General features: G+C 39.2%; 13 protein-coding genes. 4 read left to right on the top strand and 9 right to left on the bottom strand.

Annotation, left to right across the window (positions count from 1 at the left end; translation table 11 throughout):
- Positions 1-35 precede the first annotated feature (35 nt).
- On the bottom strand, positions 36-719 hold the full coding sequence (locus tag ABEG20_RS10210) for a phosphatase PAP2 family protein (RefSeq protein ID WP_406827265.1): 684 nt from the start codon (positions 717-719) through the stop codon (positions 36-38).
- A 240-nt stretch (positions 720-959) separates the two neighbouring features.
- Here ABEG20_RS10210 and ABEG20_RS10205 point away from each other — a divergent pair, with 240 nt between their 5' ends.
- Complete coding sequence (locus ABEG20_RS10205) at positions 960-1,190, top strand: hypothetical protein (RefSeq protein WP_406827264.1); 231 nt, start codon at positions 960-962, stop codon at positions 1,188-1,190.
- 125 nt (positions 1,191-1,315) lie between these two features.
- Here ABEG20_RS10205 and ABEG20_RS10200 read toward each other — a convergent pair whose 3' ends face one another.
- On the bottom strand, positions 1,316-2,386 hold the full coding sequence (locus tag ABEG20_RS10200; RefSeq protein ID WP_406827263.1) for a sensor histidine kinase: 1,071 nt from the start codon (positions 2,384-2,386) through the stop codon (positions 1,316-1,318).
- Between the two features lie 94 nt (positions 2,387-2,480).
- Between ABEG20_RS10200 and ABEG20_RS10195 the strand changes: the two genes are divergently transcribed.
- The gene (locus tag ABEG20_RS10195) at positions 2,481-2,645 is read left to right on the top strand and encodes a hypothetical protein (RefSeq protein ID WP_406827262.1); all 165 of its coding nucleotides are present in this window, start codon (positions 2,481-2,483) and stop codon (positions 2,643-2,645) included.
- On the opposite strand, the gene ABEG20_RS10190 is transcribed toward ABEG20_RS10195, so the two are convergent.
- Entirely contained in the window at positions 2,619-3,380 is a 762-nt protein-coding gene (locus tag ABEG20_RS10190; protein WP_406827261.1) for a LytR/AlgR family response regulator transcription factor, read from the bottom strand. The genes ABEG20_RS10195 and ABEG20_RS10190 overlap by 27 nt on opposite strands.
- A 184-nt stretch (positions 3,381-3,564) precedes the next feature.
- Between ABEG20_RS10190 and ABEG20_RS10185 the strand changes: the two genes are divergently transcribed.
- Entirely contained in the window at positions 3,565-4,449 is an 885-nt protein-coding gene (locus tag ABEG20_RS10185) for a TonB-dependent siderophore receptor (RefSeq protein ID WP_406827390.1), read from the top strand.
- Between the two features lie 74 nt (positions 4,450-4,523).
- Here ABEG20_RS10185 and ABEG20_RS10180 read toward each other — a convergent pair whose 3' ends face one another.
- From ABEG20_RS10180 to ABEG20_RS10160, 5 genes are all read right to left on the bottom strand, one after another.
- The gene (locus ABEG20_RS10180) at positions 4,524-7,703 is read right to left on the bottom strand and encodes an efflux RND transporter permease subunit (protein WP_406827260.1); all 3,180 of its coding nucleotides are present in this window, start codon (positions 7,701-7,703) and stop codon (positions 4,524-4,526) included.
- Positions 7,704-7,730: 27 nt separating this feature from the next.
- Entirely contained in the window at positions 7,731-8,819 is a 1,089-nt protein-coding gene (locus ABEG20_RS10175; protein WP_406827259.1) for an efflux RND transporter periplasmic adaptor subunit, read from the bottom strand.
- A 5-nt stretch (positions 8,820-8,824) separates the two neighbouring features.
- Complete coding sequence (locus tag ABEG20_RS10170; protein ID WP_406827258.1) at positions 8,825-10,096, bottom strand: TolC family protein; 1,272 nt, start codon at positions 10,094-10,096, stop codon at positions 8,825-8,827.
- A 197-nt stretch (positions 10,097-10,293) separates the two neighbouring features.
- On the bottom strand, positions 10,294-11,649 hold the full coding sequence (locus ABEG20_RS10165; RefSeq protein ID WP_406827257.1) for an ATP-binding protein: 1,356 nt from the start codon (positions 11,647-11,649) through the stop codon (positions 10,294-10,296).
- Positions 11,650-12,327 (bottom strand): response regulator transcription factor, encoded by a 678-nt coding sequence (locus ABEG20_RS10160; protein ID WP_406827256.1) that lies wholly within the window; start codon positions 12,325-12,327, stop codon positions 11,650-11,652.
- Between the two features lie 270 nt (positions 12,328-12,597).
- On the opposite strand from ABEG20_RS10160, the gene ABEG20_RS10155 reads away from it, so the two are divergent.
- Positions 12,598-13,227, top strand: coding sequence for a DNA-3-methyladenine glycosylase family protein (locus tag ABEG20_RS10155; protein ID WP_406827255.1), 630 nt, complete (start codon positions 12,598-12,600; stop codon positions 13,225-13,227).
- 594 nt (positions 13,228-13,821) lie between these two features.
- On the opposite strand, the gene ABEG20_RS10150 is transcribed toward ABEG20_RS10155, so the two are convergent.
- Positions 13,822-14,604, bottom strand: a complete 783-nt coding sequence (locus ABEG20_RS10150; protein WP_406827254.1) for an SDR family oxidoreductase — start codon at positions 14,602-14,604, stop codon at positions 13,822-13,824.
- Positions 14,605-14,656 lie beyond the last annotated feature (52 nt).

Raw genomic sequence — 14,656 nt, 5'->3', positions numbered from 1 at the left:
ATAAACAACCATAATCTAGCGGGTATTTCTTTCACTTACAGAGTGGTTGGCTGATTGGCAATTTTAAGCAGTTTATATCTTTTGTTTAGCTTAGCCGATCGGAAAAGTTTAAGATCGTACACTTGATGATAGCTCATGATAGCACAGATAATACCTGTTATTGCACCAAAAATTACATCAATAAGAAAATGTTGAGCCAGGTATATACGTGAATAGCCAATTAATAAGGCAAAAAACAGGCAGTAAAAGGAAATTTTCTTTTTTTTGAAAACCAACACCAATACCGTGGCCAAGGCAAAAGCAGATGCCGTATGGCCTGAAGGAAAAGAATTTTGATTATGCGTACTTACACCTTCTACAAAATGAGTATAATGAAACAATGTCTGCTCAAAAAAATATTTAGGCCGTGGCATGTGAAATATTCTTTTGGCGATCTGAGTAAGCAAGCCCGAATAGATGTAGGCAATCACTAGGGTCAATGCTTTTTTATTTTTTCGGAACGAAAGCAGGATCGCTGCGGCCAGAATACTGATTAAACCATCTCCGAAATTAGTGAAATACTTAAAAAAAATATCTAGCCATGTTGGATGGAACCGGTTAAAAATGATGAATCCATCTGTTTTAGAAAAGCTAAAATTAAAAATGAGTGCCAATAGCAGTATTGATATTGCAGTAAAGAAATAATACTGGAGTTTGGTCAGTCTTTTTATGGTGCGCATGAGTTGTTATTTATACAAAACTATTCACTGTATATCATCTGGAAGTTAAGCAAATATCATATTTATGTCACCTGTAATTGTTGGGTAATTAGTATTTTGATCGTAATGCCCGGTTTTCTGAATAATTGGGAATGACAGCATTCAAAAAACAGTGAATTACATTTCTTAATAAGTTAATATGAAATTGCAGATAATTTAAAATGCTTTGTGTTGCTTTGCAGCCATAGAACTAAATTAATTATGCATAACAATCAGATAAAAGTTAGTCCGGATTTACAGCAGTTTATTGATAAGTTTGAACCCAGCAAGTTTAAACTGTTACAGGGTGGGATCGAAATCAGGGGGATAAATGATATACACAGAAATATTGCGCAGGCCAAAGAAATTATAGCCAAGTTAAAGCTTCGTTTAATTGTTTCGCATAATGCTGAAATGCTTAGCTATCGTGGTTTCGAAGTAAATAACTTTTAAGCCAAAAAAAATAAAATGTGGGTAGGAAATTTAGTTTCTAATAGAGGATGCTGCCTATTTAGCATATTTTATGACAATCTAATAATCAGCAGTTATCTTATGATTTAATAGATTATATATAAAAATTATTGCTCTTCTGCCAGGTTGATTGTAATTAATACTTCAAAATACTTGCCTTTTGGGCCCGAAGAGAGTTTAGCCTTTTCTGCGTAGGTGTGCAGCAATCTATGCCGGATGTTTTCAAGGCCCGTATGGAAACCCGTATCATTCAGGCCTGTATTAATCAGGTTATTTGTTTGAATGCTAAATATACCATCCTGTAGTTTTACAATAATCTTTCCAGGATCTTCTGGCTGGCTGAGGTTTCCATGTTTAACCATATTTTCGGTCAGGCTAAGTAAGAGTAGTGGAATTACTTCCGTCGATTCGGTTTTATGATCATACATAAAATCTATAAACAAATCTGGCTGCTTTATTCTGCAAAGCCGGAGAAGGTTTTCCACCTGGCGAATCTCTGCTTCAAGCGGCATAATTTCGGGGCCATGCTCGCATTCCAGGGCGTAACGCATCAGTTTTGAAAGATACCGAACTGCTTCTGCAGCGCGGGGCTCGCTTTTATGTGTACTGTTATATATATACGTTAAAGTATTGAATAAGAAATGTGGATTTATCTGAGCTTTCAGATAAGCATTTTTAGCATCAGCCAATTCAAGCTTTATTTGCTTCTGCTTCAACATTTCTTCCATGGCTTCTTTTTCCAACGCTACCGTGCGCTGTTTCTGATGGATATAACTTTTAATAAAATAATAAGCGGTAGAAAATAGCAGAAAATAGATTCCCCTCCATGTTGTTACAAATATATATTTCCAGTCTGCAGTTGTCAGTTTACTAACGGATAGTATAGTTGTTTTTGAAAGCATACGGTCTGCAAGGTACGCGATAAGGGTATGTAATAATATTTCAAGTACCGTAAAAATAATGATGCTTAAATGAACAGGTTTTTTCGGTTTCAGACTTCTTCCCAATACCAATTCAGCATGGATGTAGAAGAGTGTTATATTGATGATGTAGTGGATGAAATAGTTTGATATCGGTGCATTTATTTTTAGGATTAATGACACTAATATATATTCATAAAGAACGAAAGTAACCCATGAGATAATATGCCATTGATAATTTTTCAGCCAGTTTTTCATTTTATTTTTTGGTTAAAATCCGGTTTCGCAACAGTCAAAAATTGTTTGGCGTAATGTAGTCTTTTAGCGGTTTTGGTGGCGCTAATTTTCGTTTATGAAAAAAATAATAAACTTAAAATCGACCCGGAAAACTGCATTTGTTTTCCGTTCACAAAAAGCAGCTGATATGCGCTTTCAAAAGAGTGATCCAACAACCAGTACCATTACGGCAATTACTACATTAACAAGCCAGTCAAATTTTCAAATGTTGATCCCTTAAACGTTTTGAGATAAGGGTTTGGTTTTCAATATAATCCATAAATGCCTCTTTGTATTGTGGGGTCATGAGTACTTCGTACTTTCCAAGGTCTATTTTGTGCCCATTGATCTCCTTTACATAGGTAGTGTTGATTATATATGATTTGTGAACGCGGTAAAAGTGCTCATTTTCCTGGAGTTTTTCTTCCATTTCCTTAATGGTCATGTACACAGAATAATCATTTGTTGGTGTATAAATGTGTACATGGTTGTTTGACCCCTGGAGATAGATGATATCCTTTTTGAGTACTTTGGTCAATCTGCCGCGTTCACCATTTGTGCGTAAGAAAAATGCACCATTATTTTCGTTTACAATGTGCTGCGCATCATAACATTCAGAAAGCACTTCATTGACAACTACTGCAAAATCTCCCATGTCAAAAGGTTTTAACAGGTAATGTTTTGCCCTAACCTTGAAAGCATCCAATGCAAATTCTGGATATGATGTCGTAAAAATAATATTATGTGATTTGTGCTTAAGGTTGTCAGCAAGCCGTAGGCCAGACATTGCTGGCATATCGATATCCAAAAAAATCAACTGTTTATTACGCGCTGTACTGATTTCGCTTAGTGCTTCTATTGGCTTAGTGAAGATGCGGTGGACTTTTAGCCTTGGCATTTCCGCAATATGGTCTTGCAAAATATTAATTGCCGAAGGGTCATCGTCAACGATGATACAAGAAATAGAATTTTTCATTAAGATCGATTTAAGTTAGATAAAGGCAATTTAATAAATTATCCTTAAATGGAATAATAAAAATAGCCATAAGTATAAGGCTGGTAATAAATTAAACAGCGCGCATCTTCTCCTTCCACTTTAGTTAAAAATGAAGAATTTGTATTAAAATCCTAAAATACAACATGGTTTATACCATTAAGACCTGTCTTTTTTAAAGGACAAACAGGTTTCTAATCAGGAAACCACCTATAGTGCCTATGTTTCTGATGTATTGAATATAACTGATAAATTGTTGGTTATGGCCGGGGTAAGGTTAGACCGGTATTTTAACGGAGGAACTTATGATTTTGCTAACGATATTACCAAAGGAAAATATAACCAGACCGCTTTTTCGCCAAGGTTCGGTGCGGTTTATCAGATCGTAAAAGATAAAGTTTCGATATTTGGTAATTACATGAACGGGTTTAGCAACAACGGCGGCGCTGATTTTGATGGAAATACCTTTAAACCAAGTTATGCCAACCAGTTTGAGGGTGGTGCCAAGTTTGATCTTGATAAAATCAGTGCTACTTTGAGCTATTACGACATCAAAGTGACTAATACATTATATGATGATGTAGCACACGCAAACTTCTCATTACAGGACGGTACCCAATTAAGTCAAGGGTTTGAGGCTGAAATTATTGCCAATCCGGTGCCAGGATTAAATATTATTGCTGGTTACACTTATAATGATAGTAGATATACCAAAGCCAATGCAAGTGTTGAAGGTTTAAGACCAGCAACTGCCGGAGCACCTGAAATGGCTAATGTATGGATTAGTTATCGTTTGATTGATGGCCCTGTTCAAGGCTTGGGATTAGGTTTTGGCGGGATTTACGGTAGTTCTTATCACCAGGTAAATACGGCTACATTTAAATTCAGTATTCCATCTTATACCGTACTTGATGCTGCTGTGTTTTACGATAAGCCCAAATATAGGATCGGGTTAAAGATAGATAACCTGACCAACGAAAAATATTGGTCGTTCAGGTATGCTGCTCAAAGCCCGGCTAAAGTTACAGGTAACTTTACTTTCAAGTTTTAAGAGGAAATTTTCAAATAGCACTAAAGGCTGATACCATTTGGTATCAGCCTTTTTTGTTTTAACACAAGGATCTGTCAGTGCTGCTGAGATGGATAAACGCTAAGTGAGTCCCTCTTATCCAATCTGTCTTTTTCTATCATTGACCCTCCATAAACTTTTTTTTGGTAAGACCAATAAAATACGATCGGATAAACAAAAAGATTAAATAGTGTATTGGTAATCAATCCACCTATAACTACGATAGCCAATGGCTTTGACGCTTCTGAACCAATTCCTGTAGAGAGTGCAGCAGGCATTAAACCAATAGCCGCCATTAATGCAGTCATCAATACCGGTCTAAACCTGCTGGCAATTCCATCACGCATGGCATCTGTAAACGTCTGGTTTGGGTGGTATTTCAGCTCGGCCATATTGGTTTTGAACCGGGTGATAAGAATTACACCGTTCTGCACACAGATGCCAAATAATGCGATAAAACCAATCCCTGCCGAAATATTAAAGTTTACACCGGCAGCTAAAAGCGCTAATATACCACCAATCATGGCAAAGGGAACATTGTTTAATACCAGTAGGGCATCTTTAAGGTTTCCAAATAGCACGAAAAGGATAAAAAATATCAATAACAAACTTACCGGAACGGCCTGCGATAATCTTGCAATAGCCCTTTGCTGGTTTTCAAAATCACCCGCCCACTCCAGCTGATAACCTTGTGGCAATTTGATTTTTGCATTTACTTTTTGCTGTGCTTCGGCAATTACGCTCCCCATATCTCTACCGCGGATCGAGAATTTAATGGCTCCGTAACGCTTGTGTTTATCTCGGTAAATCATACTTGGCCCTGTAATTTTGCTGATGCCCGAGATTTCGCCCAATTGAACATTTGAACCCGATAGGGTAGGTACGCGTAATTTACTGATGGAACTTTCATCATTCCTAAAATCTTCGGGATAACGGATAATCAGATCAAATTTGCGTTCTCCTTCATAAATCTGCGTAGCGGCTTTTCCGCCAATAGCCATTTCAATTACGGCATTAGCATCTGCAGTGCTTACTCCATATAAGGCCATTTTTTTCTGATCCAGGTTAATCTGTAGTTCTGGCTGACCAAGATTTCTTAAAATTCCCAAATCTTCAATACCATCAACCGTTTTTAAAATACTTTCTATTTTTTCCTCTTCCTGTTCAATGTATTCAAAGTTCTCACCAAATAATTTTACCACAATCGAGCCCTTAACCCCTGAAACCGCTTCTTCTACATTATCTGAAATAGGCTGTGAAAAATTGAGGCTGATGCCGGGGAAGCTCTTTAATTTTTCCTGCATGCGTTCAATCAGTTGTTCTTTGCTCTGCTTACGTTTCCACTCTTTCCGCGGATAGATATCGACATGGAATTCCATATTATAAAAGCCAGTGGCATCCGTTCCGTCATTCGGTCGGCCAGTTTGCGACATTACCTGTTTTACTTCCTCAAAACTTAAAAAAATCTTCCTCATCTCGTTCGAAAGTTTTTTGGTTTCATCTAACGAAATACTCAATGGCCCGGTAGCGCGCACATAAATAGAACCCTCATCCAAACTGGGTAGAAACTCGGTACCTAAAAATTTAAAGCTGAAAGCACCTGTAAAAAGTACAATTAGGGATATACCAAAAACGAGTTTCTTCTTTTTGAAGCAGCTATCATAAAATTTTAGGGTAACTTTGGTCATCCACCCTAAAAAGATATTGTGTTTCTCTTTTACATTTTTTTTCAAGAGTACGCTGGCCATGGCAGGTACAAGGGTAAAGGTTAAAATCAGCGCACCCAGTAAGGCAAAACTTAAGGTCCATGCCAATGGAGAGAACATTTTGCCCTCTACCTTTTCGAACGTAAAAATGGGGAGCAAACCCGTAATAATGATCAGTTTGGCAAATAAAATGCCTTTTCCATTTTCAAGGCAAGCTTTTTTGATAAAGCCGAGTTTGCTCATTTTATTGAACTTTTCCATGCCCAGTTTTTTGGCTTTTGCATCTAATAAGACGAAAATCCCTTCAACCATCACTACAGCACCATCAATAATAATCCCAAAGTCGATAGCGCCCATGGAAAGCAGGTTGGCTGGCATGCCTTTTAATTTGAGGCAGATAAAAGCAAAGAGTAAGGCCAACGGGATAATAATGGAAACGATTAAAGTAGTTCGCCAATCGGCCATAAAGAGAAATACGATCAGGGTAACAAATAAAATCCCTTCGAGCATGTTGCCCATTACGGTGTGTACTGCATAGTTAACCAGATCTTCGCGGTCGTAAAAAGGTTTGATCGTAACATCATTTGGTAAAATGGTGCTGTTGATGGTATTAATCTTTTCTTTTAACCGCGCAATGACCTCACTGGGATTACCACCCTTTCTCATGACGACAATGCCTTCTACCACATCCGGATCCCTGTCGCGGCCAACCTGACCCAATCTGGGCAGGGCCGATTCGGCTACATCGGCAATGGTTTTCACATAAATCGGGGTGCCGTTGATGTTGTCAACCACTACATTTCTGATTTCGTCGATATTGTTGAGTACACCGATACCACGTACCACGTAAGCCTGTCCGCTCTGCACAATCACATCACCCCCAACATTGATATTGCTTTTAGATACTGCTTCGAAAAGTTCTGTTGCGCTTACACCGTATTGGATGGCTTTCTGCGGGTCGACTGTAATCTGGTAGGTTTTCACTTCTCCGCCAAAACTAACGACATCGGCAATTCCTGACACGGATAAAAGTTCGCGCTGAACGACCCAATCCTGTAAGGTTTTTAATTCCCGGACTGATTTTGTATCACTTGTTAAAGTATAGCGAAAAATTTCTCCGGTTGGCCCATAAGGAGGTTGTACTTCTGGCTGTATTCCTTCAGGAAGATCGGCTTCTTCAAGATGGTTATTGACCTGTACCCGTGCCTCGGCATAATCAACGTCATCTTCGAAACTTACCTTTACAATGGATAAACCAAATAGCGAGGAAGAACGGATACTGGTCCTCTTTTCGGTAGGGTTCATGGCAATTTCCAAAGGTCTGCTCACAAACTTTTCTACCTCTTCGGCACTACGGCCCGGCCATTGGGTGATAATGGTGATGTTGGTATTGGTTACATCAGGAAAGGCATCAATCGTTGTATGTTTGAAGCTTAAATAACCTGCCAGGATTAAGATAAAAGTGGCGAAAAAGATGAAATATTTATTCTTCAGCGCAAAGCCGATAATGCTTTTTATGAATTTATTCATTTTTAAAATCTAGGTAATGAAAGAAAATTATGGTGTTTTTAAGCTTTCGTACAGGAAAACCTGTTTGGAAGCAATAACGCGGTCGCCAGCCTGTAAACCTTTGCTGATATAGGTTTTATCAGCAGTTTTACGGCCAATTTCGATCTCCTGTATTTTCACTTTATGATCCTGCCCCAGCACGAGTACATAATTTTTGTTTTCATCGAAAATTACTGCCCTTGAGTTTAAAACCGGAAGATCAACGGCAGCATTTGCAGAAACCTTTACTGTTCCGAGCATGCCTGGCTTGAGCAGAAAACCCGGATTTGGGATTACCACTCTGGCATTCATGACTTTGCTTTCCTGATCAACCTGGTTATATAATTTCTCTATTTTTCCTCTAAAAACTTTATTTGGATAGGATAGGGTAGATAAACTCACCTCGTCACCAGCTTTAACGCGTGAAATATCGGATTCGTAAATATTGATCATGGCCCAAACGTTGGAGAGATCGGCAATGGTGAAAAGGCTTTTATCGTTATCTCCACGAAGCTGCATATTCTGTGTAACATTTTTTTCGATCACAAAACCGCTAATGGGCGATTTAATCGCGTATAATCCTGTGCTGCTTCCACCATTGAGTTTTAATACAGAAGTGGCTCTTTTCGCCTCAGCTTTTTTGATCTGATAGTCATTTTTGGCTTCCCCGAGTTCTTTTGCCGATGATAAACCACTTTGGAAAAGTTGTTCGGCTTGTTTTACGGCTCTTTCTGCATTTTTAAGTTCGGCATTGGCTGCTATAACTTCTTTATCAAAACCTGCCATTTCAGAACTGGTAAGTGTAGCCAGTGTTTGCCCGGCCGAAACCTGATCGCCCAGACGTACCCCAACACGATTTACCGTTCCGCTTACCATAGGGAATAGTTCTGACCTGCGCTCTTCATTTGCGGCAATTTTAGCCGAGAAAATGAGTTCGGTTTTGCCATTTGCCTGCTGTACGGTGTCGATCAGTAAGCGGCTGATCAAAGAATCGGTAATGGCAAATTTGTCATTTGGTGTAGCCGTTTTGCGTTCGCTACAGGCAAATAATAAACTGATTGCGGCAATGAGTACCGTGTTTTTATAGATATTTTGCATAAAATTTATTTAAAAATATTTGAGCCGGTTACATAATTGAGTTCAGCGCGGGTGCTCATTCTTTCGAACTGAAGTTTGTTCAACTGAAGCGTATTTTCTTTATAGGCATCATAGAGATCCAAAAATTCGATCAGACTGATGTTTCTTGCCTTAAAATTTTTGATCAGGCCTGAAATCAGTGTATTAAAGTCGGAACTGAACGCAGGATCAATCTCTCCATACAATTTTTCATTACGTAAAGCAGTCTTGTAACTGTTAAATACCTCGTTCTCCAGTAAAGCTTCCTGTTTTTTAATATTTACATCTGCTGCAGTGATGCCAATCTGTGCTTTTTTAATTTCTCCCTGGTTCCTGGAGAAAAGAGGGATGGGGATTTTAATGCCCAAACCGGTATATTTTTCTGGATAATTACCTTTGAGGTCGTAACTGAGCCCAATTTCTATATCGGGAATGGCCATTGCTTTTTGCAGTTTCAAATTACGTTCTTGATAAAGCAGGTTGGTTTTGGCCAGTTTAAGGTCTGCACGGTTGGCCCTGGCCGAATCTAACAATTCCTGGTAAGGGATTTTATCCGGTGAAGGGGAGATGAGGACTGATTTATCTAAAACCAAGATGATTGAGGTAGAAGCATTAATGCCACAGAGCAATTTTAAATCTTTGTAGTAATCTTCCAGTTCATTCAGTAATCCAGCCTGTTCGGCTTTGAGGTTGATCAATAATGATTTAATCCTGATCAGATCTTTCGCAGCAACATTGCCCATTTTTAACTGGAGATCATAAGCCTTCATCAACTGATCGGTTGAACTGATTTGTTCCTGATATACATTAACCGATTGCGCAGCAAAATAGGTTTTGTAAAAAGTGTTAACGAGTTCAAATTTCAGCGTTCTGATCAGGTCGAAATATTCGTATTCGGCCATTTTAACTCCGGTTTGGGCCAGCTTGATATTCTTGTTGCGTTTGCCGGCAAGTTTAAATAACTGAGCAATAGATCCGGCATATTGGCCATGGGCATAAGAGGTTTGCAGGAACCTCTTTGTTTCCTGGTTATAAAAAAGGTTTTCGTATTCTAATGTAGGATTTTCGAAAAGCTTAGCCGTGATGATTTCTGCTTTGGCCTGATCAATTTCATAATTACTGGCCAGTAAATCGAAATTATTTCTTAAAAAGAGGCTTTCGGCCTGGCTTAAGTTTAAGCTTAATGTATCGCGCTGTGCGAAAGTTGCACTGGCTGATAGTACCCAAAAAAGAATGAGCCACGAAAATATCCTTATCATGTAAGCAAAACTATCCTCACCAAATTAAAAAGGGATTAAATTGAACTTAAAAGTGGATTAAAGTTGGCGATCGATTGCTGTTTTTCGGATCAGTTTGCACTCATTTCCAAACGGATGCGAATATAATCAGATGATTTTATCGTTGTAAACGAGCTTTATCTCGGCAGAGATGATGCTAAGGAAGGCATATGGAGTTGTCAATACAATTTTGCTAACCTCACCGTAAAAATGCAGCCACCTTTTTCCGCATTATTAAAGGTTATCTCACCTTTAAGCAGATCAATAATTTTTTTGGCCATGTACAGGCCCATACCTTCGCCATGGTGACCCTGCTCTTTGGCACGTGTATAAAATGGGTTAAAAACAGCTGCCTGATCATCTGCTGGAATGCCAGATCCATGATCGGTGATGTGGATAAATGATTGGTTTTTAATGGTTTCTATCAGGATATGTACTGCCTGGTTATTCGAAAATTTAAAAGCATTGGATATAATATTATCCAGGGCAATCTGTAATAAAACGGCATTGGCCATTATTTCAGTGTTTGTATCAATGGACTTTTGATAAGTAATGTTAAGATCAAGGTCTTTCTGCACTTTCCATTCAGTTTGGATTTTGGCAAGCAGGTCATCAAGTTTGATCGGAACCAATTTAGAATTGATCAGGTCGAGGTCCATTTTTGCCAGCGCTACTAAACCGGTAATGGTGTGTTCCATTTTTTCGGCATCCTCAAGCATGGAAGCAATTACTTTTTGATAGGCAAGCTGATCTCTTTCTTTTGATAGGGCAAGTTCGGCGGTCATCATGATACGCGTTACGGGTGTCCGAAGTTCGTGTGAGGCATTGGCTACAAAGGTTTTTTGCAAAATAAAAGCTTGCTCCAGCTCTTCCATCAAGTGGTTAAAACTTTGGGCAATGAGGTTAATTTCGTCTTTATTGTTATTTTCTTCTACCCTAAATTCCATGTTTTGAGCGCCGGCCTGTTTTACTTCGAGCATAAATTTTTGCAGGGGTTTCAGCATTTTTTGTGCAATCCACCTGCTTAACAACAATACCACGAGCGAAATAAGGATAAAGATAAAAATCATGATCTTCAACAGTTTGTCGAGCCGGTTATGAGAGCCCTGGTCGTTAGCCGAAGCGAGGATGACGAAGTCGCCCTGATTATCCTTATAATAAATCCCTACCACCTGTCGCTGACCGTCCGTATATTTTAAACGGCCTTTCCTGCGTACCTGATCAATGGTGGCTGGAGTCCAGTATTGTGCCGTATCACCGATAAAAGTAGCCCTGTTTTTTTTGTCGTAAACACGAATGACTTCACTATTTAATTTTTGAAGATATTTATGGCGTACCGTGTTCAGCGCATCCCGACTGATTTCATCGGCTTCGAGGTACAATTTAGCGGTAACCATCGTACGGTCGGTCAGGCGTTCAAAGAAATCGGCTTCCAAAAATTTCATAAAGGTAAAATACACCGTACAGAGCACGGCAAAGAGCATAGAAGTGCTGATCAGCGTAAAATAGAGTGCTATGCGATCCTTTATCTTCATTTACTTCAGGATATAGCCCATATTAATTTTGGTATGGATGAGTTTGCGTTCAAAACCCTTTTCGATCTTTTTTCGAAGGAAGTTGATATATACATCAATGACATTGGTTCCGGTTTCGAAACTGATATCCCAGGCTTGCTCTGCTATAAATTGTCGCGAGAGTAAACGATTGGGGTTGCGCATAAAAAGTTCAAGCAGAATAAATTCTTTGGCACTTAATTCGATCGGTTTACCCGCACGGCTTACTTCTTTGCTGTAGGTATCAAGTACGAGGTCTTCGAAATATAATTGATGGCCTGTTCGTGTTTCAATGGGCGGCTGCCTGCGCAATAGTGCTGCCACCCTGGCCAAAAGTTCCTTCAGATGAAAGGGTTTTACGAGATAATCATCTGCACCGGCCGCTAAACCTGTAACTTTATCATCAACGGTGCCCATAGCGGTAAGCATGAGGATTGGTGTTTGTAACGTATCTTCCCTGAGTCGCTTACAAAGCTGGATGCCGTTGAGGGCGGGCATCATCACGTCAATAATCAGGAGGTTAAAACTTTCACTCAAAAAGAGATCCAGCGCATCAATTCCATTAGATGCGGTGAGTACCTGATAATTGTTTTCTTCCAGTGCCGACTTTAAAAGTCCGGCAATTTTAGGGTCGTCTTCAGCTATTCCAATCTTTAGCATCCGGCAAAAATAACCATCTCATCTTAAAACGGGATTAAAATGACTGTCTTTCTGTAATTTTGGTGATTTCTAGCGCTGTTTCTTTTTGCTCATATCCCCTTAGCCATTTGAATACTTTATCATATCGAAAAATATCATTCACGGCGTTAAGCATGACGGAAAACGGTATGGCAGAATATTTCATTTATCCGTCGGTTTCTCTCCGGCCAGAAATCATCAGTCAATTTTTTTATAAAACATCCTCAGTATATTTGAATAAAAACCCTTTTTATGTTCGAAACATTTGATCAGACTAATTATCATCAACTTTGTGATTTATTGGGTAGCAGAGATGCAGATTTACAGGCTATTTTAGATCAATACGGTTATCCTCCATTCTGGTCGCGGCCAAATACTTTCGAATCGTTGGTGCATATTATTCTGGAACAACAGGTTTCTCTGGCTTCGGCATTGGCCACTTTGAATAAACTAAAAGAAAAAATTAAAGAGGTTACACCTGGAAGGTTGTTGTTACTTACCGATCAGGAATTAAGGGATTGTTATTTTAGTAGGCAAAAAACAGTATATGTGCGTCATTTGGCCGAAAATATAGTCAGTGGAGCATTATCTTTAAGCGAAATGGATAAAATGGACGATCCAACCATTAGGTACCAGCTTAAAAGTATCAAAGGGATTGGCGATTGGACGGTGGATATTTACCTGATTTTTATGCTGCACCATCAGGATATTTTCCCGATAGGAGATTTGGCTGCGGTAAATTCATTAAAGAAAATAAAAGGTTTGGAGAAGGGGGTAAGCAAAGAGGAAATTTTGGCGGTGGCCGGTCAGTTTAAACCTTACTGTACTATTGCCACAATGCTATTGTGGCATGCGTATTTAGCGGAAAGGAAGAAAAAATAAAATGGTCATTCTGAGTGCAACGAAGAGTCTGCAAGCGACAGAAAACCGAACCCAAAACAGGTCGATAGTAGAAACCTATAATTAAAAAGATTCTTCACTTCGTTCAGAATGACAGAAAAGGCGGAGAACACAGACCGAGGAGGAAGATCAGTTTAAACCTTACCGCACCATTGCCACGATGCTATTGTGGCGTGCGTATTTAGCGGAAAGGAAGCAAAAATAAAATGGTCATTCTGAGTGCAACGAAGAATCTGCAAGCGATAGAAAACCGAACCCAAAACAGGTCGATAGTAGAAACCTACAATTAAAAAGATTCTTCACTTCGTTCAGAATGACAGAAAAAACGGAGAACACAGACCGAGGAGGAAGATCAGTTTAAACCTTACCGCACCATTGCCACGATGCTGTTGTGGCATGTGTATTTAGCGGAAAGGAAGAAAAAATAAAATGGTCATTCTGAGTGCAACGAAGAATCTGCAAGCGATAGAAAACCGAACCCAAAACAGATCGATAGTAGAAACCTACAATTAAAAAGATTCTTCACTTCGTTCAGAATGACAGAAAAGACGGAGAACACATACCGAGGATGTGTGTTTACAACAGTGCCCTATCTAAGTGTACGTAACCACCGTCTACATGAATCAGTTGGCCGGTGGTATGGCTAGATTTATCCGATAATAAGAATACGGCGGTGTTGGCAATTTCTTCCACAGTGGTCATTCGGTTTTCGAAGGGAATTTTATCGGTGATGTTTTTAAGCTTCGCATCGCGATCTTCAAAAGAATTTATCCATTTCTCGTATAGCGGCGTCCAGGCTTCGGCAACAATAATGGCATTTACGCGGATACTAAAAGGCAATAATTCTACTGCCCACTCGCGTGTTAAAGCATTTCTGGCACCGTTTGATGCAGCATAACCAGAAGTTCCACCTTGCCCGGTTTCTGCAGTTTTGCTCCCAATATTTAAAATTGAACCTTTGCTTTGTTTTAACGCAGGTAGGGCATATTTAGCCAAAAGATAATAATGTACCACGTTTTTATGCAGCGATTCTATAAAACCTTCATAAGTACCACTCTCCAGGCCAACACCATCGTTAACACCGGCGTTGTTTACTAAACCATCAATTCTGCCGTATTTGGTCAATACGGAATCAATCATGTTTTTACAATGCTCCGGCAGGGTGAGCTCAGCAGTAAAATAATCAGCTTTTAAACCCAGATCAGTTATTTCTTGAAGCATCTGTATGTTATCGGTTTCGTTACGGCCAATAATGATCGGGAAAGCATTTTCAGTAGCAAGGGCTTTTACAATTGCTCCGCCGATGCCTTTGGCTCCACCACTTACCAGGATTATTTTGTCCTTTAAATTTAAATTCATATCTGGTTCTATTTTTATTTTGTTATTTAATCATTAAGCCTGGCGCCTTTTG

This window comes from Pedobacter sp. KACC 23697, assembly GCF_045348445.1.
GTDB lineage: Bacteria > Bacteroidota > Bacteroidia > Sphingobacteriales > Sphingobacteriaceae > Pedobacter.
The sequence above is the reverse complement of the archived record's forward strand: the minus strand, read 5'-3'. Positions and strand labels throughout refer to the sequence as shown.

Excerpts from the sequence above, each read along its gene's own strand:
- ABEG20_RS10155 (WP_406827255.1), top strand. The coding sequence starts at position 12,598 with ATGTTCGAAACATTTGATCAGACTAATTATCATCAACTTTGTGATTTA.
- ABEG20_RS10165 (WP_406827257.1), bottom strand. The coding sequence starts at position 11,649 with ATGAAGATAAAGGATCGCATAGCACTCTATTTTACGCTGATCAGCACT.
- ABEG20_RS10195 (WP_406827262.1), top strand. The coding sequence starts at position 2,481 with ATGAAAAAAATAATAAACTTAAAATCGACCCGGAAAACTGCATTTGTT.
- ABEG20_RS10150 (WP_406827254.1), bottom strand. The coding sequence starts at position 14,604 with ATGAATTTAAATTTAAAGGACAAAATAATCCTGGTAAGTGGTGGAGCC.
- ABEG20_RS10160 (WP_406827256.1), bottom strand. The coding sequence starts at position 12,327 with ATGCTAAAGATTGGAATAGCTGAAGACGACCCTAAAATTGCCGGACTT.
- ABEG20_RS10205 (WP_406827264.1), top strand. The coding sequence starts at position 960 with ATGCATAACAATCAGATAAAAGTTAGTCCGGATTTACAGCAGTTTATT.
- ABEG20_RS10180 (WP_406827260.1), bottom strand. The coding sequence starts at position 7,703 with ATGAATAAATTCATAAAAAGCATTATCGGCTTTGCGCTGAAGAATAAA.
- ABEG20_RS10200 (WP_406827263.1), bottom strand. The coding sequence starts at position 2,386 with ATGAAAAACTGGCTGAAAAATTATCAATGGCATATTATCTCATGGGTT.
- ABEG20_RS10190 (WP_406827261.1), bottom strand. The coding sequence starts at position 3,380 with ATGAAAAATTCTATTTCTTGTATCATCGTTGACGATGACCCTTCGGCA.
- ABEG20_RS10175 (WP_406827259.1), bottom strand. The coding sequence starts at position 8,819 with ATGCAAAATATCTATAAAAACACGGTACTCATTGCCGCAATCAGTTTA.
- ABEG20_RS10210 (WP_406827265.1), bottom strand. The coding sequence starts at position 719 with ATGCGCACCATAAAAAGACTGACCAAACTCCAGTATTATTTCTTTACT.
- ABEG20_RS10170 (WP_406827258.1), bottom strand. The coding sequence starts at position 10,096 with ATGATAAGGATATTTTCGTGGCTCATTCTTTTTTGGGTACTATCAGCC.